General features: G+C 64.0%; 18 protein-coding genes. 13 read left to right on the forward strand and 5 right to left on the reverse strand.

Annotation, left to right across the window (positions count from 1 at the left end; all coding sequences use genetic code 11):
• Nucleotides 1-74 precede the first annotated feature (74 nt).
• From I5R65_RS18420 to I5R65_RS18445, 6 genes are all read left to right on the forward strand, one after another.
• Nucleotides 75-1,112, forward strand: a complete 1,038-nt coding sequence (locus I5R65_RS18420; protein ID WP_180666652.1) for an ABC transporter substrate-binding protein — start codon at nt 75-77, stop codon at nt 1,110-1,112.
• Nucleotides 1,113-1,263: 151 nt separating this feature from the next.
• Nucleotides 1,264-2,073, forward strand: coding sequence for an ABC transporter ATP-binding protein (locus I5R65_RS18425; protein ID WP_180666654.1), 810 nt, complete (start codon nt 1,264-1,266; stop codon nt 2,071-2,073).
• A gap of 37 nt (nt 2,074-2,110) precedes the next feature.
• Nucleotides 2,111-2,962: an ABC transporter permease gene (locus I5R65_RS18430; protein ID WP_180666656.1), complete on the forward strand. Its 852-nt coding sequence runs from the start codon at nt 2,111-2,113 to the stop codon at nt 2,960-2,962.
• A gap of 507 nt (nt 2,963-3,469) precedes the next feature.
• A complete protein-coding gene (locus I5R65_RS18435) occupies nt 3,470-5,053 on the forward strand; it encodes a methyl-accepting chemotaxis protein (RefSeq protein ID WP_180666658.1) in 1,584 nt (527 codons plus the stop codon).
• Between the two features lie 73 nt (nt 5,054-5,126).
• Nucleotides 5,127-6,839: a bifunctional diguanylate cyclase/phosphodiesterase gene (locus I5R65_RS18440; protein ID WP_180666661.1), complete on the forward strand. Its 1,713-nt coding sequence runs from the start codon at nt 5,127-5,129 to the stop codon at nt 6,837-6,839.
• A gap of 77 nt (nt 6,840-6,916) precedes the next feature.
• Complete coding sequence (locus I5R65_RS18445) at nt 6,917-7,849, forward strand: NAD-dependent protein deacetylase (RefSeq protein WP_231395231.1); 933 nt, start codon at nt 6,917-6,919, stop codon at nt 7,847-7,849.
• Here I5R65_RS18445 and I5R65_RS18450 read toward each other — a convergent pair.
• Nucleotides 7,776-9,350 carry an MFS transporter gene (locus I5R65_RS18450; RefSeq protein WP_180666663.1) on the reverse strand — a complete coding sequence of 525 codons (1,575 nt, stop codon included), beginning with the start codon at nt 9,348-9,350 and terminating at the stop codon, nt 7,776-7,778. The genes I5R65_RS18445 and I5R65_RS18450 overlap by 74 nt on opposite strands.
• A 29-nt stretch (nt 9,351-9,379) precedes the next feature.
• A complete protein-coding gene (locus I5R65_RS18455) occupies nt 9,380-9,859 on the reverse strand; it encodes a heme-binding protein (protein WP_180666665.1) in 480 nt (159 codons plus the stop codon).
• Nucleotides 9,860-10,018: 159 nt separating this feature from the next.
• Here I5R65_RS18455 and I5R65_RS18460 point away from each other — a divergent pair, with 159 nt between their 5' ends.
• The gene (locus I5R65_RS18460) at nt 10,019-10,921 is read left to right on the forward strand and encodes a LysR substrate-binding domain-containing protein (protein ID WP_180666667.1); all 903 of its coding nucleotides are present in this window, start codon (nt 10,019-10,021) and stop codon (nt 10,919-10,921) included.
• Between the two features lie 188 nt (nt 10,922-11,109).
• Nucleotides 11,110-11,964, forward strand: coding sequence for a MetQ/NlpA family ABC transporter substrate-binding protein (locus I5R65_RS18465; protein ID WP_180666669.1), 855 nt, complete (start codon nt 11,110-11,112; stop codon nt 11,962-11,964).
• Between the two features lie 93 nt (nt 11,965-12,057).
• Here I5R65_RS18465 and I5R65_RS18470 read toward each other — a convergent pair whose 3' ends face one another.
• The gene (locus tag I5R65_RS18470; protein WP_180666671.1) at nt 12,058-13,398 is read right to left on the reverse strand and encodes an LLM class flavin-dependent oxidoreductase; all 1,341 of its coding nucleotides are present in this window, start codon (nt 13,396-13,398) and stop codon (nt 12,058-12,060) included.
• 246 nt (nt 13,399-13,644) lie between these two features.
• Between I5R65_RS18470 and I5R65_RS18475 the strand changes: the two genes are divergently transcribed.
• From I5R65_RS18475 to I5R65_RS18495, 5 genes are all read left to right on the forward strand, one after another.
• Nucleotides 13,645-14,664, forward strand: a complete 1,020-nt coding sequence (locus I5R65_RS18475; protein WP_180666673.1) for a DUF4105 domain-containing protein — start codon at nt 13,645-13,647, stop codon at nt 14,662-14,664.
• Nucleotides 14,665-14,814: 150 nt separating this feature from the next.
• Nucleotides 14,815-15,696 carry an ABC transporter permease subunit gene (locus I5R65_RS18480; RefSeq protein ID WP_180666676.1) on the forward strand — a complete coding sequence of 294 codons (882 nt, stop codon included), beginning with the start codon at nt 14,815-14,817 and terminating at the stop codon, nt 15,694-15,696.
• A complete protein-coding gene (locus tag I5R65_RS18485) occupies nt 15,696-16,445 on the forward strand; it encodes an ABC transporter ATP-binding protein (protein ID WP_180666678.1) in 750 nt (249 codons plus the stop codon). Before I5R65_RS18480 ends, I5R65_RS18485 begins: the two co-directional genes overlap by 1 nt.
• 48 nt (nt 16,446-16,493) lie before the next feature.
• The gene (locus tag I5R65_RS18490) at nt 16,494-17,501 is read left to right on the forward strand and encodes an NrtA/SsuA/CpmA family ABC transporter substrate-binding protein (protein WP_180666680.1); all 1,008 of its coding nucleotides are present in this window, start codon (nt 16,494-16,496) and stop codon (nt 17,499-17,501) included.
• 20 nt (nt 17,502-17,521) lie between these two features.
• The gene (locus I5R65_RS18495) at nt 17,522-18,634 is read left to right on the forward strand and encodes an LLM class flavin-dependent oxidoreductase (protein WP_180666682.1); all 1,113 of its coding nucleotides are present in this window, start codon (nt 17,522-17,524) and stop codon (nt 18,632-18,634) included.
• Nucleotides 18,635-18,709: 75 nt separating this feature from the next.
• On the opposite strand, the gene I5R65_RS18500 is transcribed toward I5R65_RS18495, so the two are convergent.
• Both I5R65_RS18500 and I5R65_RS18505 read right to left on the reverse strand, forming a co-directional pair.
• Nucleotides 18,710-19,999, reverse strand: coding sequence for an O-acetylhomoserine aminocarboxypropyltransferase/cysteine synthase family protein (locus I5R65_RS18500; RefSeq protein WP_180666684.1), 1,290 nt, complete (start codon nt 19,997-19,999; stop codon nt 18,710-18,712).
• Between the two features lie 145 nt (nt 20,000-20,144).
• Entirely contained in the window at nt 20,145-21,608 is a 1,464-nt protein-coding gene (locus I5R65_RS18505; protein WP_231395232.1) for a fimbrial protein, read from the reverse strand.
• Nucleotides 21,609-21,655 lie beyond the last annotated feature (47 nt).

Genomic DNA, 21,655 nt, shown 5'->3' on the forward strand with positions numbered 1-21,655 from the left:
CGGGATTGCGTACCAACACTGCACAGACAGCAGAAAATAAAGCAGCACCCCCATCCACACACGGAGGAGACATAATGAAATTGAGCTGGAAGCAATTGCTGATCGCCGCTGGCCTGTTCCTGGCCGGCTATTTTTCTTTCAACGGCAGTGCCGGTGCGCAGGCTCTGGAAAAGCCCAAGGTCTCCATCGCCGTTGGTGGCAAGAACCTGTTCTACTACCTTCCGCTGACCGTGGCCGAACAGCTGGGCTATTTCAAGGATGAAGGCCTGCAGGTCGAAATTTCCGACTTCGCCGGCGGAGCCAAGGCCTTGCAGGCGATGGTGGGCGGCAGCGCCGACGTCGTCTCCGGTGCCTACGAGCACACCATCAACATGCAGGCCAAGGGCCAGGCCATCGTCGCCTTCGTGCTGCAGGGCCGTGCGCCGCAGATCGTGCTGGCGGCCAACAACAAGACCATGCCCAACTACAAGAGCGTGGCCGACCTCAAGGGCAAGAAGATCGGCGTGACCGCGCCCGGTTCGTCCACCAGCATCATGGCCAGCTATGTGTTGGCCAAGGCCGGCCTGAAGCCCACCGACGTCTCCTTCATCGGCGTGGGCGCCTCGGCCGGTGCGATCTCGGCGATCCGCTCCGGCCAGATCGATGCCATCGCCAACCTGGACCCGGTGATCTCCATGCTGGAACAGCACAACGAGATCAAGACCATCGCCGACACCCGCACCCTGAAGGACACCAACGACGTCTTCGGTGGCCCGATGCCGGCTGCCACCCTGTACGCCCCGGCGGCCTTCGTCCAGAAGTATCCCAACACCACCCAAGCCCTGACCAACGCCATGGTGCGCGCGCTGAAGTGGATCCAGAAGGCCGGCCCCTCGGACATCATCAAGGCCGTGCCGGAGAGCTACCTGCTGGGCGACCGCTCGCTCTACATCGATGCCTTCATGAAGGTGCGCCAGGCCATTTCTCCGGACGGCTACTTCCCGCCAGGTGGCCCGGATACCGCCCTGCGTACGCTGAAGGCCTTCGAGCCGTCGCTGGCCGACAAGCCGATCGACCTCTCCAAGACCTTCACCAACTCCTTCGTGCAGAAGGCCAACGCCAAATACAAGTAAGACAGGTAAGCGCAGCGTTCCCACCCGATGCGAATGCACAGCAAATGCCCGGTAACGGGCATTTGCGCATCTGAGCGGGGCGCTTGCCTCACTATTCTCCAGCGCGGCCGTACCGGCCCGTTATGCAGTGAATCCCTGAAGCCCTGAAGCCATGACGCCAGCACTCCAGTTCGACAACATCACCTGCACCTTCGTCTCCAAGGACGATCGTTCCCAGCGCTACACCGCCGTGGCCAATACCGACCTGTCCATCGCACCGGGCGAATTCGTGTCCGTGGTCGGTCCCACCGGTTGCGGCAAGTCCACCCTGCTCAACGTCGGCGCCGGACTGCTGCAACCGTCCTCGGGCAGTGTCAAGGTCTTCGGCGAAGAGCTCACCGGCATCAACCGCCGCGCCGGCTACATGTTCCAGGCCGAGGCACTGATGCCCTGGCGCAGCGCACTGCAGAACGTAATCGCCGGCCTGCAGTATCGCGGCCAGGACGAGAAGGCGGCCCAGGAACTGGGCGAGCAATGGCTGGCACGCGTGGGCCTGCAAGGCTTCGGCGACCGTTATCCGCACCAGCTCTCCGGCGGTATGCGCAAGCGCGTGGCCCTGGCGCAGACCTTGATCCTGGACCCCGACATCATCCTCATGGATGAACCCTTCTCGGCGCTCGATATCCAGACCCGCCAGCTGATGGAAAACGAAGTGCTGGACCTGTGGAACGCCAAGAAGAAGGCCGTGCTCTTCATCACCCACGACCTCGACGAAGCCATCGCCATGTCCGACCGCGTGATCGTGCTGGCCGCCGGCCCAGGTACCCACCCCATCGGCGAATTCAGGATCGACCTGCCGCGCCCGCGCGATGTGGCCGAAATCCGCATGCATCCCCGCTTCGTCGAGCTGCACCAGCAGATCTGGGACGTACTGCGCGACGAAGTGCTCAAGGGTTATCAACAACAGAAGCGCGCAGCGTAGGCCGTACCGGAAACGATCAGGGAAGAGAATCAGCACCATGTGGAAATTACTGAAACCGAATCACAAGAACATCCGCTTCTGGCAACTGATGGTATTGGCCATCGTCCTGCTGGTATGGCACGTGGCCACGCGCAATCCGCAGACCGCTTTCTTCTTCGGCGAACCTTTGAAGGTGGCGCAGCGCATCTGGGAGTGGTTCACGGTCGGCAGCGGCTCGCTGGAGGTGGGCGTGGGCGACACCACTTTCTTTACGCTCACTTTCCCGGCGGAGATTTATTCACACCTGCTCGTCACGCTGACCGAGACCGTGCTGGCCTTCATCATCGGCACCGTCTCTGGCCTGGGCATCGGCCTCTGGCTGGCGCTGTCGCCGACCGCCTCCGCCATCCTCGATCCCTACGTCAAGGCCGCCAATTCCATGCCCCGCGTGATCCTGGCACCGATCTTCGCGATGTGGTTCGGCCTGGGCATCTGGTCCAAGGTGGCGCTGGCGGTGACGCTGGTATTCTTCATCGTCTTCTTCAACGTCTACCAGGGCGTCAAGGAAGTCAGCCCGGTGGTGTTGGCCAATGCCCGCATGCTGGGCGCCAATGCACGCCAGCTGCTGCGCACCGTCTACCTGCCCTCGGCCACCTCGTGGGTATTCTCCAGCCTGCACACCTCTATCGGCCTGGCCTTCGTCGGCGCCGTGGTGGGGGAGTACCTGGGCTCGGCCCGCGGTGTCGGTTACCTGATCCTGCAGGCCGAAGGGACCTTCGATATCAACACCGTCTTCGCCGGCATCGTCGTGCTGACCGTCTTTGCGCTGGTGCTGGACCTGGCCGTGGGCATGATCGAGAAGCGGCTCATGAAGTGGCAGCCCAAGAGCGGGGAGACCGAAAAGCTCTGAACGGATACATCGGACCGGGCGAAAGTACCTAGAACTCATTTCATAAATAGTCGTGAGATGCGTTCTGCCCAGAAAGGGCGCTGGCAAGGCGCGCGACGCGTCGTGTGGCGGTGCCACACGTAAGGAGCGCAACGCGGCCAGCGCCCTTTCTGGGCAGAACCCGCAGGGAGCGGCCCGTTTGGGCGAATTGCTGCGTTACGAATTTGGGTCAAGACGCCCAGTCTTGACCCAAATTCGCGCCTTGCACTTCATCCCAAAAGGGACTCGCTCGCACTCGCGCCTATTTATGAAATGAGTTCTAAATACAACAACTATCGCGGCCGGCTTTATCGGTACCGGATAGCGGACAGGCGCCAGTGGCAACACTGGCGCCTTTTTACTTGAAATTCACTCCCATCGGGAAAAGCCCTAAATCCCTGGTTCCGGCCTTTGTCTATAGTCCTCTACTACATGGATTGATTCGCTCTGGATTGGTCGGTGTTCAACAATCACAACCGAGGGGGAACAATGAATATATTCAGGAACATGAAGATCGGCACCAAGTTATCGCTGGCGTTCGCGCTGTTGCTGACCTTGACGGTGGTGCTGGCGGCGGTCGCCCTGACCAGCATCCAGTCGCTGACCGCTTCCATCAAGGCCGCCGATGCCGTCCAGAATCGGCACCTGGTGCCGCTCTACCTGGCGCGGGAAGCGCTGGACCAGACCGGTATCGCCGCCCGCAACGCCTATGTGTTCCGAAGCGATGCCGATGCGCAAAAGGAGCTGGCCATCGTCGATCAACAAAAGCAGCTTTACCTCAAGGCGCTGGCTGAACTCGAAGTGCAACTGGTGGGCAACAAGGGCTTTGAAAAGGTCCGTGCCGGACTGCTGCAGATGGCCGAGGAACTCAAGCGTCCGCGGATCTACCGGGAAAGCGGGAGGAGCGAGGAATTCCGCGATTTCCTTGTCAATGACTGCAGTCCTTTGCGACGTCAGATCGTAGAGGACATCAACAAGGTCATCCAGGAAGTGGATGCCGAAAACAACAAGGCGCACCATTCCACACTGGAAATGGCGACCCACGGCTCCATGGTGGTCGCCGCGCTCACCTTGCTGGTGACGCTTATCTCGATCATCGTGGCCGTATTGATCACCCGCAGTCTGCTCAAGCAACTGGGCGGTGAACCTGCCTATGCCGCCGACATCGCCCAGCAGATCGCCGCCGGTGACCTGACCTCTGAAGTGCTGACCCGGCCGGGCGACACCGCCAGCCTGCTGATGGCCATCAAACAGATGCGCGACAGCCTGGTCGCCATCGTCGGCAAGGTGCGAGAAGGCACGCACACCATCGAACAGGCTTCTGCCGAGATTGCCACCGGCAACCTGGACCTGTCCTCGCGCACGGAGCAACAGGCTGGTGCACTGGAACAGACCGCCTCGGCCATGGAGGAGCTGATGTCCACCGTGAAGCAGAACGCCGATAACGCCAGGCAGGCGAGCCAGCTCGCGGTGTCGGCCTCGGAAGTGGCCAGCCAGGGCGGCGTCGCGGTGGGCCAGGTGGTCAGCACCATGGACGGCATCAATGCCTCCTCGCGCAAGATCGTCGACATCATCAGCGTCATTGACGGCATCGCATTCCAGACCAATATCCTGGCCTTGAACGCGGCAGTGGAAGCAGCCCGGGCCGGCGAGCAGGGACGCGGTTTCGCAGTCGTGGCCTCGGAAGTGCGCAACCTGGCACAGCGCAGCGCCACCGCTGCCAAGGAAATCACCGAACTGATCAATGAATCGGTAGGCCAGATCGGGCAGGGCAGCAGCCTGGTCCAGCAAGCCGGATTGACGATGGAAAACGTCGTCAACAGCGTGAGGCGGGTGACCGATGTCGTCGCCGAGATCTCGCATGCAAGTCAGGAGCAGAGTCACGGTATCACCCAGGTCAACCTGGCCATCACCCACATGGATGAGGCTACGCAGCAGAACTCGGCGCTGGTCGAGGAAGCTGCCGCCGCTGCCAATTCGATGAAGGAACAGGCTGCGGCCCTGGCCAGCCTGGTGTCGACCTTCCGCCTGGACGCCTCGCCGCCGCACCTGGCCGTCAATCGGTATGCGTAGCACCAGCACCACGGTGCCAAGGGTGTGCCAGCGTACAATGACGGCATGCAATCGGGGAGTGGGGGCAAGGGCGATGAGCCAGCAGAATGACTTGATCGAATTCGGTTCGGAAAACGCCTATCGGCTGCTGGTGCAGCGGATCAAGGACTACGCCATCTACATGCTGCGTCCGGATGGCGTGGTCGCCAGCTGGAATGCCGGCGCCCAGCGCTTCAAGGGCTATACCGCCGAAGAAATCATCGGCCAGCATTATTCGGTCTTCTATGAAGAGCCGGATCGTCTCGCTGGCCTGCCCGCCAATAACCTGGCCCTGGCCCTGCGCGAGGGCAAGTTCGAGGACGAGGGCTGGCGCGTGCGCAAGGACGGCTCGCGCTTCTGGGCGCACGTGGTGATCGATCCCATCTACCAGGAAGATGGACGCCTGCTGGGGTTCGCCAAGATCACCCGCGACCGCACCGAGCAACTGGAAACCAACGAAAAAATCCTCTTCATGGCCCGGCACGATGCCATGACCGGCCTGCCCAACCGCGTCCATTTCCTGGAACGGCTGGACGAAGCCATGTCCACCCCGCATGCCGGCGAGCAACAGGTGGCCGTGGTCAGCATCGACCTGGATGGCTTCAAGGAAATCAACGATGCCTTCGGTCATGGCGTGGGCGACCAACTGCTTTCCGAACTGGGACGGCGCCTCAAGAACACCGTGGGCGAGGGCGAGACCGTGGCGCGCTTCGGCGGTGATGAATTCGTCGCCTTCAAGGTATTCCGTCAACAGCGCCATCTGGCCGACTTCATCAGCCGCCTGCAACGCGCCCTGACCACCATGCTGCACCTGGCACAGACCGACATCGTCCCCGGCGCCAGCCTGGGGGTGGCGATGTTCCCCGGTGACGCCGTCGACCGTGCGCAATTGCTCAACAATGCCGACCTCGCCATGTACCGCGCCAAGAAGAGCATGGACGAAAAGATCTGCTTCTACGAAGCCAGCATGGATGAGGCCTCGCGCGCCCGCCGCGCCATGGCACGCGATATCTGGACCGCCCTCGAGCGCGGGGAATTCTTCCTGAACTACCAGATACAGCGCGCCGTCAGCAGCGATGAGATCACCGGCTATGAAGTCCTGCTGCGCTGGCGGCATCCGGTGCAGGGTCTGATCCCGCCGGCCCTGTTCATCCCGGTGGCCGAGGAATGCGGCGCCATCGGCGCCATTGGCGACTGGGTGCTGGAGCACGCCTGTCGCGAGGCGGCGCAATGGAATCTCCAACCACGCATCGCCGTCAACCTGTCGGCCCTGCAATTGTCCAATGTCAGCCTGGTGGAGAAGGTGCGCTCGGTACTGGCCGCCACCGGTCTGCCACCGCAGCGGCTGGAACTGGAGGTTACCGAAACCGCCATCATCGTCGACCGCGAACGCGCCCTCTACCTGCTGCAGCAACTCAAGGCCATGGGCGTGACCATTGCCATGGACGATTTCGGCAGCGGGTATTCCTCGCTGGAGACGCTGCGGTCTTTCCCCTTCGACAAGATCAAGCTGGACCGCAGCTTCATCAGCGAGCTGGAAACCAGCCTGCAGGCCAAGGCCTTCGTGCGCGCCATCCTGGCGCTGGGCCATAGCCTGAACGTAGCGGTGCTGGCCGAAGGCGTGGAAACCGAAGCCCAGCGCGCCATCCTGGAGCAGGAGGGTTGCCAGGAAGGGCAGGGTTATCTGTTCGGCCGGCCGGCGCTGCTGAGCGCCCTGGGTGAGCTGGCGCAGGCGGTGCCACCCCATGAGGTGCCGCGTCGGGCCTGAGTGAAAATGCTCCGGCGGCCGGCGCGCCGGACCGATTTCGCGTACGCTGCCAGTTGTCATTGTCCAGCGAGTTTTCCATGAGCCAGAGTCTGAGCCTGCCCGGGGACGGGGCGTCCACCGTCACCGCTGCCGTCGCTTCCCATGCCCCCTCCCGACCCGCGCTTTCGCCCCAGGGCGACGCCTTGTCGGCGCTGGCGCAGTTACTGCTGTCCCATCGCAATGTATTGGTGCTGACCGGCGCCGGCATCAGCACTGCCTCCGGCATTCCCGACTATCGCGATGACGCAGGCGTGCGACGTGGCCGGTTGCCCATCCAGGGCAGCGAATTCCGCCAGTCGGAGGCCGCCCGCAAGCGCTATTGGGCACGCAGCATGCTCGGCTGGCCACGCCTGGCCCAGGCCGTTCCCAATGCGGCCCATCAGGCCCTGGCGCAATTGCAGGCGGCCGGCCACGTGGGTGCGATCCTGACGCAGAACGTCGATGGCCTGCATCAGCAGGCCGGTAGCCACGATGTGCTGGAACTGCACGGCAGCATCCATGCGGTCCGCTGTCTGGCCTGTGGCACTCCCTATGGTCGTGCGGGGATCCAGGCGCAGCTGGAACGCAGCAACCCCGCCTTTGCCCAACTGCAGGCAGAAGTCTTGCCTGATGGCGACGCCCAGCTGGAGCCCGATGCCGACGCCGCCTTTCATGTCCCCGCCTGTACTGCCTGTGGCGGCATGCTGCAACCGGACGTGGTGTTCTTCGGCGATGGCGTGCCGGCTGCGCGCAGCGTCCAGGCCGAAGCGCTCACCCGGGACTGCGATGCGATGCTGGTGGTCGGGTCTTCGCTGATGGTGCTATCGGGTTTCCGCTTTGCGCGCATGGTGGCCGCTGGCGGCAAACCGGTGGTGGCCATCAATCGCGGCCGCACCCGGGCCGACGAACTGCTGGCCTTCAAGTTGCAGGAGGATGCCGAGTCGGTGTTGCCGCGTCTGGCGACACGGCTGCAGTCACAGCAACCCGCCTGATCGACCACAGCACGATGGCTGCCGCCATCAGCGCCAGCAGCGCGGCCGCGGCAAAGGCATGCGCAAAGCCCTGGGCATAGGCATCTCGCGCCATCGCCAGCACCGCTGCCTGCCGATCTCCATAAGCCTGCGCTGCCTGTACCATGTCGCCGGCCATCGCCCGCGCCGCGAACTGGGCTGCACGGTCAGGCGCCTCCTCGATGCCAGCCAGAGTCGACATCCCGCTCAGCATGCGGCCACGGGCCGACTCCGCCAGCACCGCGCCCAGGCCCGCAAAGCCGGCCAGCACACCCGTGAAGCGCGAGGTGGTACTGATGCCCGAGGCCATGCCGGCACGCTCGCGTGGCACATTGCCCATGATGGCCTTTTGCGTCTCGCCATTGAGCAGTCCACCGCCGCTACCCAGCACCGCCATGCCGAGGATCACCAGCATCTGCGATCCCGACCCGGCCGCCCACATCATCAGCAGGTTGCCCAGTGCCGTCACGCCCAGTCCCAGCGCCAGCACCTGCGCCGAGGACAGGTAATGCCCCAATCGTCGACCCAGCTGCGGCAACAGCAGCATCGCCAGTGCAAAGGGCAGCATGCCCAGGCCGGTCTGCAGCGCGTTCAGGCCCCGCGCGTTCTGCAGGAACAGCGGCAGCAGCGACGCCATCACCTGGGCCGAGGCCGCATAGGCAAACATGGCCGCCACCGCCGCCACGAAACCGGCATGGCGAAATAGCGACAGCTCCAGCATCGGATGCGCGCAACGGCGCTGCCAGGCGATGAAGAGCAGGAATAAAAATGCGCCGCCCAGACCACGGGCGACGCAAACAACGCTGGTCCACCCCTGTTCCGGACCCGTGATCAGGGCCCAGGTCAGCAGGAAGACCGCGCTGGAGAAAGACAGGATGCCCAGTGGGTCCAGCGGACGCGGCAGCGGATTGCGCGACTCCGGTACCTGCCGTCCTACCGCCATGTCCAGCAACAGGCAGGCCGGCAGGTTGATCGCGAACGCCCAGCGCCAGCCCAGCAGGGTATTGATGACGGCTCCGATCAGCGGCGCCAGCACCATGGTCAGGCCCATGATGGCGCCCCACACTGCCCAGGCGCGAGCGCGTTCGCTCTCGTCATGGAAGGCGTGGCCGATCACCGCCAGCGAAGGCGCCAGCAGGAAAGCCGCCCCCACGCCCTGCAGCGCACGGGCCGCATACAGGGTCTGCGCCGTGGGGGCCAGTGCACAAAGCAGCGAGGCCAGCGCGAACAGCGCCAGCCCACCCCGCAACACGCGCTTGCGGCCATAGCGATCGGCCATGGCACCGGCCGGCAGCAGCAGGGCGGCAAAGCACAGTACATAACTGCTGACCACCCATTCCACATCGCTGAAGGAAGCGTGCAGCTCACGCGCCACCGTGGGCAGGATGATGCCGACCACGTTGGTGTCCAGCACCGTCATGGCGCACCCCAGCGAACCGGTCAGCAGGATGCGACCGGCGGCGGAGGAAAAGGGCGAATGCATGGCAGCGAGGGCGAGAGGGCAAGAGGGTCTTACTTCAACGCCGCCACGCCGGCCTTGGCGATTTCTTCATCGTGCTGGGGCGTATCGGCCGACACGCCGATGGCACCCACCACCTGACCGTCGGCCACCAGTGGCAGGCCGCCGCGCATCAGGACAAAGCCGCGTGCCGTGGCAGCTGCCGGGCGATTGCCATTGATCGCATCTTCCAGCGCCCCGCTCGGACGGCGGAACAGTGCCGCCGTACGCGCCTTGCCCGGCGCGATCTCGACACCGGCCGGGACGGCCGCGTTGTCCATGCGCACCAGCGCCAGCGGCAGACCGGCGGCATCCACCACCGAGATCACGCAGGGCCAGTTTTCCGCCTGCGCCTTGGCCTGTGCGGCCTGCAGGACCTGTTGCGCAGCGGCCAGCGTCAGCACCGGCTGGGTCGGCAGGGTGGCGGCACCCGCCACATTGGCAACCAACAGGCCGGAGAGGGCCAGGGTGAACAATCGCTTCTTGATGATCATGGAATTCCTTTTCTGAAATACGGGGAGGGGAGAGGGTTCATTGAAACAGTCTCTATAATTCACTTCAATAATCATCAACCGCAACTTAATTAGTTTTAAACTAATTCAAGAATGCCATCGCCCTCCCTCATCCATCATCCCTCACGCCGGAGCAAGCCCGTGGACCTACGACACCTGCGTTACTTCCTGACCGTCGCCGAAGAACTGCACTTCGCCCGCGCCGCCGAATTGCTGGGCATTGCCCCGCCCACGCTGTCGGTCCAGATCCAGGAGTTGGAACGCCAACTGCAGGTCCAGTTGTTCGCCCGCACCAAGCGCTCCGTATCACTGACCTCGGCCGGTCGTGATTTCGTCGGGCAGGCGCGCGCCGTGCTGGCTCGCTTCGAGCAGGCCATCGATGTGGGTCGCCGTGCCGGGCGCGGCGAGCTGGGCCGGGTCGAGATCGGCTACGTGGGATCGGCGGTATTCGGCGGCATCCTGCAGCAGCAGATCAGCGCCTTTCGCCGTCGGTGGCCGCAAGCCACGGTGCATGCCCGCGAGTGGCCGATGGCGCAACTCTCCGACGCGCTGGAGGAAGGCAAGGTCGATATTGCCTTCCTGCGCATGCCGGTACCGCTGGGCGGCACACTACAGTCGCAGGTCCTGTTGCGCGACCGTTTCTGCCTGGCCCTGCCCTCCGATCATGCACTGGCAAGCGCGGGCGCTGCGGTGCGTTCACGGGCCTTGGCCGGCGAATCCTTCATCCTGCCCGAGCAGGAGCTGGGCAGTCGCGAGGTCTGGCGTCGTGGCGGTTTCGAGCCGCGCAGCATGAGCCGACCGGGTGGCCTGCTGGCAGTACTGGCCGAGGTATCGGTAGGTGCGGGCGTGGCGGTGGTGCCGGGTGTGCTGACCACGGTGGTGCAACTGCCCAATGTCTGCTACCGGACGCTGGCGGGCGCCCCTATCGTCTCCGAAGTGGCGGCCATATTCCGCCGTCATGAGCGGGCGCCGGCGGTGCGCAACATGATCGCCGCGATCCGCACCAGCAAGGCGCTGCAGGTACACAGTCAGCAAGGGTCCTAGGCAGGACACTGGCTCTGCATATTCTTATCCGTTTTCCTTCGTTCATTCGGACTGGTCAGCGGCCACATAATCCTTGGCCGGTTTCTCCTCCCAAGGAAATCATCCGCAGACCCCGCCCGCCGCGTTTCCACTCCAATGGCATGCAACCTGGCGACGGTCCTTTCCGCGACTACTGAAGGAAGTCCATCATGCTGAAACAACTTGCAGGCCTTTTGTTCATCGGCGCTGCCGTGATTGCCGGCGCCCACGCCGCGCCACCCGCCGTGCCCGAACGCGAACTGAAGATCGGCTTCGTCCCCGGCCCCTACATCGATGAATTCAAGCTGGGCGTGCAACCCGAGTTGCAGAAGAAGGGCTACAAGATCCGCTACTATGAATTTTCCACCGGGCTGGAAGCCAACAGCGCCGTCTTCAAGGGCGATATCGATGCCAATGTGATGCAGCACTCGATTTTCCTGGCCTCCTACAATGAGCGCAACAAGACCGACCTGGTGGGCATCGTACAGGTGCCCACGCCGCCCATGGGCCTGTATTCGCGCAAGCACAAGGACTTGAACAACCTGAAGAAGGGCTTCACCGTCGCCGTGCCCAACGATCCGGTCAATCTGCAGCGCGCCCTGTGGATACTGCAAAGGCTGGGCTGGATCCGCATTCGCGAGAACAAGCCGGTCGACGTCACCGAACTGGACGTGGTGGAAAACAAGGTGGGCCTGAAACTGGTGCTGCTGGAGAACGCCCAGGGCCCGCGTGCGCTGGACGACGCCGATTTCGCGGCGGTCCAGGGCAACTTCGCCATCTTCGCCAAACTCAAGCTGTCCGAGGCCTTCATCCTGGAAGACATGAAGCCGCCCTACATCAACGTGGTGGCCGTCAAGAAGACCCGCCAGGACGAGACCTATGCCCGCGATATCGCCCAGGCCTACCGCTCCGACTATTTCCAGAAGGCCATCCGCAGCGACCGCTTCTATGACGGTTTCACCCTGCCCGATTACTTCAGTAGCAAGGACCAGGACGACAAGAACCTCAAGCTGGGCAAGAACTGATTGGTTCATCGCCGCCACGGCACCGTCAAGCAAAAGGCGCGCACCCGGTCGTTCCGGGGCGAGCCTTTTGTCTATCGTGCTTGATCCGGATGCTCAGGCCGCTCTGGCCTGGCCACCGGTGCTGGCAGGATGTACGAGTCCGAAATGGGAACGCAGGGTCTTGCCCTGGTAGTCGCGGCGGAACAGTCCGCGTTGTTGCAGCAACGGCACCACGCCATCGACGAAGTGCTGCAGACCATCCGGCAGGGCATCGGGCATCAGGTTGAAACCGTCGGCGGCGCCCGACTTGAACCACAGTTCGATGTCATCGGCAATCTGTTCTGGCGTGCCGACCAGTACCCGGTGACCGCCGCCACCGCACAGGGCACGGATGACGTCGCGCACCGTGTGCGGTCGCCCCTTCACCAACGACAGCGTGGCATGGAAGAAGGTGTGATTGCCATTGCCGCCACCGGGCAGGGCCAGCTGGTCCGGCAGTGGCCGATCCAGGTCCAGGCTTTCCACCGGCACCCCGAGGATGCCGGCCAGGCGCTTCAGGCTATAGCGCCAGGGTATGTTGTCGATCAGTTCGTCGCGTCGGCGCAGTGCCTCGGCTTCGGTGGCGCCGATGATGGTGGCCAGTCCCGGCAGGATCTTGACCGCATGGGGACCGCGTCCGAGTTGTGCGGCGCGGGTATTGATGGCGCGACTGTAGGCCAGCGATTCTTCCACGGTATGGGCCGCCGAGAAGACCGCCTCCGCATGACGTGCGGCCAGCTCCTGGCCATCTCCCGATCCGCCGGCCTGTACCAGGACCGGCTGTCCTTGCGGTGTGCGTGGCAGGTTCAGCGGGCCGTGCACCTGGAAGTGGCTGCCGCGATGGGCGATGGGATGCACCCGGCTGTCATCAATGAAACGACCGCTGACCTTGTCGGCCACCAGCGCCTCGTCTTCCCAGCTGTTCCATAGCGACTTGACCACCTGGGTGAATTCGTCCGCGCGCGCATAGCGCGCCGCATGGTCGGGGACCTTGTCCAGGCCGAAATTGCGGGCCGATGCGACATCGGCAGTGGTGACGATGTTCCAGCCGGCACGACCGCCGCTGACATGGTCCAGCGTCGCGAAGCGGCGTGCAATATTGTAGGGTTCGTTGTAACTGGTGGAGGCCGTACCGATGACGCCGATATGGGTGGTCGCGGCCGCCACCGTGGCCAGCAGAATCGTCGGTTCCAGTGCCGTGATGGGACGAAAGTCGATCTGTTCGATGATGGCCGCGTTGTCGGCCAGGAACACCGCATCGAATTTGGCCGCCTCGGCCAGGCGCGCCACCTTGACATAATGCGCAGCATCAATGAAGGCCAGCGGATCGGCATGCGGCAGGCGCCACGCCGAAGGGATGAAGCCGGAATGCAGGATATTGACGTTCAGGTGCAACTGCCGTGGGGGCTGGCTCATGGGGGCTCCGGGGAGGGGAACGGCTCGTGGCGCGCGCGCGGGGTCAGGCCGTACGCAGGCGAAACTGACCGGTCGCGCTCCATGGAGACATTCCTGATGGTGGGAAATCCACCGATTCTGTGCTGGCCAACCGGGCAGCGGCCACGAATATATCCGCATAAACTTATGCACCCGGGACGGCTACAATGCCCGGGAGCGAGGGGAGGGACCCCGACGCCAGACCAATAACAAGCTTGCGTGACGTCAATGAGCCTTCTTTTTATCGTATTACTGATCTTGCTGGCCAGCCTGGTGCTGGGGCTGGCGGTCTGGGGTGGGTTTGCGCTCTGGTATCAGTGCCCGGGGCCGCGCTGGGTGCGTCTGCTGGTGATGGCGGCATGGAGTCTGCCTGCGCTGGCAACACTGGCTGCATTGGCCGGTGCGGGTGGCGCATCGGGTGGATGGGCGCTGGCGTTCGTGCTGGCGCTGGTGGTGTTGCTGTGGTGGTGGCGTGGCATCCGTGCTTCCCATGATCGGGTCTGGGCCGACGATGTGGCGTGCATGCTGGTCTCGCAGGTCAATGGTGATCGCGTCAGGCTGGACAATGTCCGCAACTTCGAATGGCGCAGCGAGACCGACTACGACGTGCGCTGGGAGTCGCGTGACTACGATCTGTCGCAACTGGTCTCGGCGGACCTGCTGCTGTCCTACTGGATGGGGCCGGCGATTGCGCACACCCTGGTTTCCTTCGGGTTTGCCGATGGCCGGCGCCTGGTGTTTTCGCTGGAAATCCGGCGCGAACGCGGCGAATCCTTTTCGGCCCTGGGCGGCTTCTTCCGCAAGTTCGAGGCCGTCATCGTCGCCGCCGACGAGCGCGACATCGTCCGTACCCGTACCAATGCCCGTGGCGAGGATGTCTACCTGTATCGCCTGCAACTGCGCCCCGACCAGTTGCGCAAGGTCTTCCTCGGATATCTGGAACGCGCCGCGCAGTTGCGCGCTAAGCCGCGCTTCTACAACACCCTCACCAGCAACTGCACCACCATCGTCTTCGAGTTGGCGCGCCGTCTTTCCCCCTCGTTGCCGCTGGACTATCGGCTGCTGCTTTCCGGCTACTTCGCCGGTTACGTGTTCGACCATGGGGTATTGACGCCCGGCTACCGCTTCGACCAACTGCGCCAGGCAGGCCGCATCACCGAACGCGCCTTGCAGAGCGCTCCTGGCGACGACTACAGCAAGCTGATCCGGCTTGGCGTGCCGGGTGTGGGCGAAGACGAGCTACGCTGAAACAGCGCGGCAAAGTCCAAATCCGTTTACCAACTATCCAAGCATAAAATCATTCGTATTCGCCCACCGCGAAGCTGATTAGCATTTCCTTCCTGCGCCAACGTGGTTGCGCACCCTGCGCATCCTGAATCGTCAGAGAAGGAAATCCCCATGTCCGAAGCGGTGAATCATTTCCCCTTGCCGGCCGCCGCCGAGTCCTCCCCGGTGCGCCGCTCGCACCCACGGCGCTCATTGCGTTCCTTGCGTCTCTTGCATGAGCTGGGCAGTCGCAGCCTGTTCCTGCTCTCCTGGACTGCGCCGCTGCTCCTGCTGTTGCTGTGGGAAGCCTTCGCCCGTGCCGGCGTGCTCTCGCCGCAAGTGTTGCCGGCACCCAGCAAGGTGCTGCAGACCGCGCTGCGGCTGATCGAGCAGGGACGCCTGCTCTCCGACCTCGGCGCCAGTCTGCTGCGTGCCGCCGCCGGCTTCGTCATCGGCGGCAGCCTCGGCTTCGTGTTGGGGACGCTGGTGGGCTTCTCGCGGCTGGCCGAGGCGCTGTTCGACCGTAGCGTGCAGATGGTGCGCGCCGTCCCCTTCCTGGCGGCGTTGCCGCTGGTGATCGTGTGGTTCGGGGTGGGCGAGGGCGGCAAGGTGTTCCTGGTCTCCCTGGGGGTGCTGTTCCCGATCTATATCAATACCGTGCTAGGCATCCGTCAGGTCGATCCCAAGCTGCTCGAACTGGGCCGCGTGACCGGCCTCTCCAACTGGACCCTGATCCGTCGCATCGTGCTGCCCGGTGCCTTGCCCTCGATCCTGGCCGGGGTGCGCTATGCATTGGCGGTGGCCTGGCTGGCACTGGTGATCGCCGAGACCATCGCTGCCAATACCGGCATCGGTTCGCTGGCCATGGATGCGCGTGAATTCCTGCAGACCGATGTGATCGTGCTGACCATCGTCATCTACGCCGGCATCGGCGTGGTCTCGGACGCCATTGCCCGCCTGCTGGAACGTCGCCTGCTGGCCTGGCATCCCAACTACGCTGCCAAGGGGAAATGATGAGCACCACCACCCAACCCATGCATCCGGCCGGCGTCGATGAGATCGCCGTACAGGTCGCCGGTCTCAAGCGCCGCTATGGACAGCGCACCGTCATCCAGGGACTGGACCTGCGCATCCATCGCGGCGAGTTCGTGGCGCTGCTGGGGGAGAGCGGATGTGGCAAGACTACCTTGCTGCGTGCCCTGGCGGGGCTGGACGCTATCGATGGTGGCCGCATCGATGGTCCGGCGCAACCGGCCGTGGTGTTCCAGGAACCGCGCCTGATCCCGTGGGACGCCCTCTGGCGCAACGTCGCCCTGGGGCTGGACGACAAGATCGGCAAGCCGCTCGCGCAGGCGGCGCTGGAAGAAGTTGGCCTGGGTGGCCGCAGCGACGATTGGCCCCGCAATCTCTCCGGCGGCCAGGCCCAGCGCGTGGCGCTGGCACGTGCCCTGGTGCGCGAGCCGCGCCTGCTGCTGCTGGACGAGCCCTTTGCCGCCCTGGATGCCCTGACCCGCATCCGCATGCATGCCCTGGTGCGCCAACTGCTGGCGCGCCATCGTCCCGGTGTGTTGCTGGTCACGCACGATGTCGATGAAGCCATCGTCCTGGCCGACCGCATCCTGGTCATGCGCGATGGTGCCATCGCCAGCGATCACCGCGTCGCGCCCGAGGCTGCCCATCACCGTGCCCACCCGGCGGCCGAGGCCCTGCGCACGCAATTGCTGGCCGAGCTGGGCGTGGCGGCTGCCGATGCGCTGCATTAATCCCGATTCAATGCCGATCCGATTTCCCTTCACCATCACTGAACGCTCATGACCCAAGACGCCAAGTCCGTCAACCACCATCGTCGCCTCCTGTTGCAGGCCACTACCGCTGCCGCCGCGCTGGGTGCCGCCGGCGCGCCCGCCATGGCGCTGGCCGCCGCTGCCGCGCGCAATACCGATACCGTGCGACTGGCCTGGGGCAAAGGGGGCCTGCCCGGTATCGCCCGCACCCGCGGCGAGTTCGAGAAGACACTGGCCCGCGACGGCATCAAGGTGCAATGGATCGGCCCCTTCCCCAACCACGCCCCCTCGCTGCAGGCCGTCACCGGTGGTAGTGCCGACTTCGGCTTCGGCGGCAGTACCACGCCCGCGCTGGCCGCCATGATTGCGGGTTCGCCACTGGTCTTTACCCAGTTCGCCGTGGTCGAGCCACGCAGTACCGCCATCATCGCCAAGGATGGTTCCGGCATCACCAAGGTCAGCGACCTGGTCGGCAAGACCGTGGCGGTGAACCGTTCCGGCCTAGGCGAGTTCCTGCTGGTGGCGGCGCTGGAAAAGCACGGCATCGCCCGCGACAAGGTCCAGTTCGTCTACCTCAATCCGCCGGATGCCGGTCCGGCTTTTTCCCAGGGCAAGGTCGATGCCTGGTCGATGTGGAGCCCGGGCGTGGACATTGCGCGGGTCGAATACAAGGCGCATAACGTCTTCTTCGAAGGCCGCGATCTGGATTTCCTGATTGACTTCAACTCCTACGTCACCCATCGCAAGTTCGCCCAGGAAAACGCCGACATCGTGCGCGCCGTCAATGCCGCCTATCGCGCCGAGGGCGAGTGGATCAGCAGGAATCCGCGCGAGGCCGAGATCCTGGTGCAAAAGGATGCCGGTTATTCCGACGCGGTACGCGATTCGCTCATCAAGCTGGCGCGGCGCTGGGAATTCCATGGCGCCGATGACGCGAAGTTCATCGCCACCTTCCAGGGTGCGGCCGATTGGTTGGCCGCACGCAAGATCCTGCCGCAGAAGGTGCAGGTGAGCGATTACATCGTTAAGGTCTGATTCATTTCAAGGAGAGAAGCATGAGCGTCAACTTCATCGGCATGGTCACCACCAACAAGAATTCGGAGATCCATCCCGCCGTCGGCCCGGCCATCGATACCGATTACCTGCTGCGCTTTGCGCGGGCGCACGAGGAGGCCGGTTTCGACCGGGTGCTGGTGCCGTATCACTCCAACGGACCGGACGCCATCCTCACCATCGCCCAGGTCGCTGCCGCCACGCGACACATCAAGTTGATGCTGGCACACCGCCCGGGTTTTGTCTCGCCCACGCTGGCGGCACGCCAACTGGCCACGCTCGACCAGTTCAGCGGCGGACGATTGGGGGTGCATATCATCTCCGGCGGCTCCGACGTCGAACAGCGCCGCGATGGTGACTACCTCGACCATGACCAGCGCTATGACCGCACCGATGAATACCTGCACATCCTGCGCCGCGTATGGACCGCCACCCAGCCCTTCGATCATGGTGGCGTGCATTACCGCTTCGAGCAGGCCTACTCGGAGGTCAAGCCGGTGCAGCAGCCCCACATCCCGATCTTTTTCGGCGGTGCCTCCGAGGCTGCCATTCCGGTCGCCGGGCGGCATGCTGACGTGTATGCGCTGTGGGGGGAATCGCTGGAGCAGGTGCGCGAGCTGACCGGTCGCGTACGTACCGAGGCCGCACGCCATGGACGGGAAATCGGTTTTTCGGTCTCTTTCCGTCCCATTCTGGCGGCGACCGAAGATGCCGCCTGGGAGCGCGCCGAGCGCATCCTGGCCGAGACGCGCCGCCTGCGCGCCGGCGATGGTACGCGTCATCCGGCCCAGACAGGGCCGCAAGAAAGCGTGGGCGCGCGTCGCCTGCTGGCCGCCGCCGAGAAGGGCGACCGCGTAGACCGTCGTCTGTGGACCGCGATCGCCCGCGAAACCGGTGCCCGCTACAATTCCACGGCCCTGGTCGGTACGCCCGAGCAAGTGGCCGAGGCGCTGCTGGATTACTACGACCTGGGCGTGACCACTTTCCTGATCCGCGGCTTCGATCCGCTGGAAGATGCCCTCGACTACGGTCGTGAACTGATCCCGCGCACCCGGGAGCTGGTGGCGCAGCGCCTGAAGCAACAACTGGAAAAACAGCAGAAGCAGGCCGCCTGACTTTTTCCGGCCGCAACGTGACAGTGGCTCCGCATTGCGGAGCCACTGTTTTTTTCGGAGATGAAATGCCTGACGTCAGGCCGACTGCAACGCCTGTTCCAGATCGGCCAGCAGGTCATCGATATGCTCGATGCCGATCGACAGACGCACCGTATCCACGGTCACACCGGCCTTTTCCAGTTCCTCCGGCGCCAGCTGGCGGTGCGTGGTGGACGCCGGATGCGTTGCCAGCGACTTGGCGTCGCCGATGTTGACCAGCCGCGTGAAGAGCTGCAGCGCATCCTGGAAGCGTGCACCGCCGTCACGACCGTTGGCCACGCCAAAGGTCAGCACGCCCGAGGCGCGACCCTTGAAGTATTTCTGCGCCAGTTGATGATCGGGATGGCCTTCCAGCCCGGCGTAGTTGACCCAGCGCACCTTGGGGTGGCGTTTCAGGTATTGCGCCACCGCCAGGGTGTTGGCGGTGATGCGATCCAGCCGCAGGGCCAGCGTTTCGATACCTTGCAGGATCTGGAAGGCATTGAAGGGCGATAGTGCCGCTCCCGTGTTGCGCAGCGGCACCACGCGTGCGCGACCGATGTAGGCGGCCGCCCCCAGGGCTTCGGTATAGACCACGCCGTGATAGCTGACATCCGGTTCGTTGAGGCGCTTGAAACGTTCCTTGTGCTGCGCCCAGGGGAACTTGCCGGAATCCACGATGGCGCCACCCAGCGTGGTACCGTGGCCGCCCAGGTATTTGGTCAGCGAGTGCACCACGATGTCGGCGCCGTGTTCGAAGGGGCGCAGCAGGTAGGGCGTGGCCACCGTGTTATCCACGATCAGTGGAATGCCATGGCGATGTGCGATCTCGGCCACCGCAGCGATGTCGGTGACATTGCCCAACGGATTGCCGATCGATTCGATGAAGATGGCCTTGGTACGAGCATCGATCAGCGGCTCGAACGACGCCGGCTGGCGCGGATCGGCGAAGCGCGTGGTGATACCGAACTGCGGCAGGGTGTGGGCGAACAGGTTGTAGGTGCCGCCGTAGAGGGTGGAGGCCGAGACGATGTTGTCGCCCGCCTCGGCGATGGTTTGGATCGCGTAGGTCACGGCCGCCTGGCCGGAGGCCAGCGCCAGCGCGGCGATACCGCCTTCCAGTGCTGCCAGGCGCTTTTCCAGCACGTCCTGGGTGGGGTTCATGATGCGCGAGTAGATATTGCCCTGGACCTTGAGGTCGAACAGATCGGCGCCATGCTGGGTGTCATCGAAGGCAAAGGCAACCGTCTGGTAGATCGGCACGGCCACGGCACGCGTGGTCGGATCAGGGTCATAGCCGCCGTGTACCGATACGGTCTCGAATTTCCATTGCGGGTTGTCTGCCATGTTGTCTCTTTCTTGTCGTTGAACGGGGAAGCAGGAAGGCGATGCTAGACCCAGACCCTAGCGCGACGACGGGCAGGTCGCCAAGAAATGATTCGTCATATGCATATGCGTCCAGAGCGCATGAAGTCGGCTTGGGAGCGCGACCTCACTGCACTTTCACGATGACGTAGGCCGTCGAGAACACCCTTCCGGGCGTGACGGTCTGGCCTGGTAATTTTTGCAGTGTCGCGGTCAGGCGTTTGTGCACCGTAAATTGCCCCACCGATGCCGCAGATGTGGACGGGGGTGGGGGGCAGCGCTCCTGATCGGCTGCACCCAGGCGATACCATCCCGCATTGCGTCCCGAGGGGAAGGACTGCTGCAGCCACTGGCCCGTTACCGATGAACTCAGGAACTGCATATCCTGACGATTCTCCGCATCACTCAGGCCGATTCCGACTCCCTTGGCCAGCGACGGATCGGTGCCGTAGTTGTCCGAGAGCAGATAGCGCACTCCCTGGCTCTGGTTGACGTACCCCAGCAAGCGGGCGGCGGCCAGTGCCCCGGGCGAGACCTGAAGGCCAAAGGCGGTCTGGTTGTCATCGGTGCCGGCGGCGAACGGGGGCTTGCCGCCGATGCCTTCGTCACAGCGGAACGAGAGCGTGAATTCCACTTGCCGCGTCTGCCCCTGATTGAGCTCGGTTTCCGAGATCGGGGGGAATACCACCTCCGGCGTCACGTTCTGCACCACGCAGGACGGCAGCACGCTGAGCGTGGCAGCCATGCGCATGCCGAACGCAATGCCATTGGCGGCACCGAAGAACAGGTAGCGGTAGGCGTGATCCTCGCCATCGTCATCCATGTCGCCACTGGCGCGGTTGTATCCCGGTCCGCGCAGCATCAGGTAGCCATTGGGCTGGGTGCATTGGTAGGCGACCGCCGCCCAGCGTGTGTTGTCCGGCGCGCCGCTGCACCAGTTGCTGGTGCCGGTGCCCGGCGTCAGGTCCGATACCCGCGCGACCTCGGCCTTGATCGGGCTGAGGTGCCTGGCACGGATCAGGATCTTCTTGCCAGCCTGGTCGACGTCATAGGTATCGAGCTTGCTGGACTGGTAATAGCGCGAGAGGATCTTGCCGGAGCGCAGATGTGTGAGCCGGATGGCGACCCCGGGAAACCAGGTACGGTAGAAACCCTGGAGCCCATCCTGGGTGCCGATCTCGGCATAGCCACCGACCCGGTCATCACCGTTGGTGGAAAAGACTTCATAGATCTGGTCGGCATCGGCCAGGTCGCAGGTCCAGAGCAGGGTGTCGCCGTTGATGCCGGCAGCTTCGGCGGCAGTGGCGACGGCGCTGCCCAGCATGGTGCCGGGCGGCTGGATCGCGGTGCTGGCCAGGTTGATGCGCCCCAGCCAGAACTGGGCGGAGCCGCCGTCACTGAGCGGCGTGAACGGATAATCGGAGCGGTTGTTGCGCTTGCACACCGCTTCTGCCGTCGTTGCCATCAGCAGCCACAGGGCGAGCGTCAACAGCAGGCACAGGACCTTGCGCGCGTGAGGCTGGTTGTGATGGCGGTGCGGATGGGGCTGGCGAGCAGGCAACTGGCCATGGAGTGGCTGACAGATGGACATCAGAGAGCCTCCGGCGGGGATGGGAAAGCCAGCCATCATCGGTCATC

The sequence above is a fragment of the Herbaspirillum sp. AP02 genome, assembly GCF_015767275.1.
Lineage (GTDB): Bacteria > Pseudomonadota > Gammaproteobacteria > Burkholderiales > Burkholderiaceae_D > Herbaspirillum.

Excerpts from the sequence above, each read along its gene's own strand:
- I5R65_RS18420 (WP_180666652.1), top strand. The coding sequence starts at position 75 with ATGAAATTGAGCTGGAAGCAATTGCTGATCGCCGCTGGCCTGTTCCTG.
- I5R65_RS18425 (WP_180666654.1), top strand. The coding sequence starts at position 1,264 with ATGACGCCAGCACTCCAGTTCGACAACATCACCTGCACCTTCGTCTCC.
- I5R65_RS18430 (WP_180666656.1), top strand. The coding sequence starts at position 2,111 with ATGTGGAAATTACTGAAACCGAATCACAAGAACATCCGCTTCTGGCAA.
- I5R65_RS18435 (WP_180666658.1), top strand. The coding sequence starts at position 3,470 with ATGAATATATTCAGGAACATGAAGATCGGCACCAAGTTATCGCTGGCG.
- I5R65_RS18440 (WP_180666661.1), top strand. The coding sequence starts at position 5,127 with ATGAGCCAGCAGAATGACTTGATCGAATTCGGTTCGGAAAACGCCTAT.
- I5R65_RS18445 (WP_231395231.1), top strand. The coding sequence starts at position 6,917 with ATGAGCCAGAGTCTGAGCCTGCCCGGGGACGGGGCGTCCACCGTCACC.
- I5R65_RS18450 (WP_180666663.1), bottom strand. The coding sequence starts at position 9,350 with ATGCATTCGCCCTTTTCCTCCGCCGCCGGTCGCATCCTGCTGACCGGT.
- I5R65_RS18455 (WP_180666665.1), bottom strand. The coding sequence starts at position 9,859 with ATGATCATCAAGAAGCGATTGTTCACCCTGGCCCTCTCCGGCCTGTTG.
- I5R65_RS18465 (WP_180666669.1), top strand. The coding sequence starts at position 11,110 with ATGCTGAAACAACTTGCAGGCCTTTTGTTCATCGGCGCTGCCGTGATT.
- I5R65_RS18470 (WP_180666671.1), bottom strand. The coding sequence starts at position 13,398 with ATGAGCCAGCCCCCACGGCAGTTGCACCTGAACGTCAATATCCTGCAT.
- I5R65_RS18475 (WP_180666673.1), top strand. The coding sequence starts at position 13,645 with ATGAGCCTTCTTTTTATCGTATTACTGATCTTGCTGGCCAGCCTGGTG.
- I5R65_RS18480 (WP_180666676.1), top strand. The coding sequence starts at position 14,815 with ATGTCCGAAGCGGTGAATCATTTCCCCTTGCCGGCCGCCGCCGAGTCC.
- I5R65_RS18485 (WP_180666678.1), top strand. The coding sequence starts at position 15,696 with ATGAGCACCACCACCCAACCCATGCATCCGGCCGGCGTCGATGAGATC.
- I5R65_RS18490 (WP_180666680.1), top strand. The coding sequence starts at position 16,494 with ATGACCCAAGACGCCAAGTCCGTCAACCACCATCGTCGCCTCCTGTTG.
- I5R65_RS18495 (WP_180666682.1), top strand. The coding sequence starts at position 17,522 with ATGAGCGTCAACTTCATCGGCATGGTCACCACCAACAAGAATTCGGAG.
- I5R65_RS18500 (WP_180666684.1), bottom strand. The coding sequence starts at position 19,999 with ATGGCAGACAACCCGCAATGGAAATTCGAGACCGTATCGGTACACGGC.
- I5R65_RS18505 (WP_231395232.1), bottom strand. The coding sequence starts at position 21,608 with ATGTCCATCTGTCAGCCACTCCATGGCCAGTTGCCTGCTCGCCAGCCC.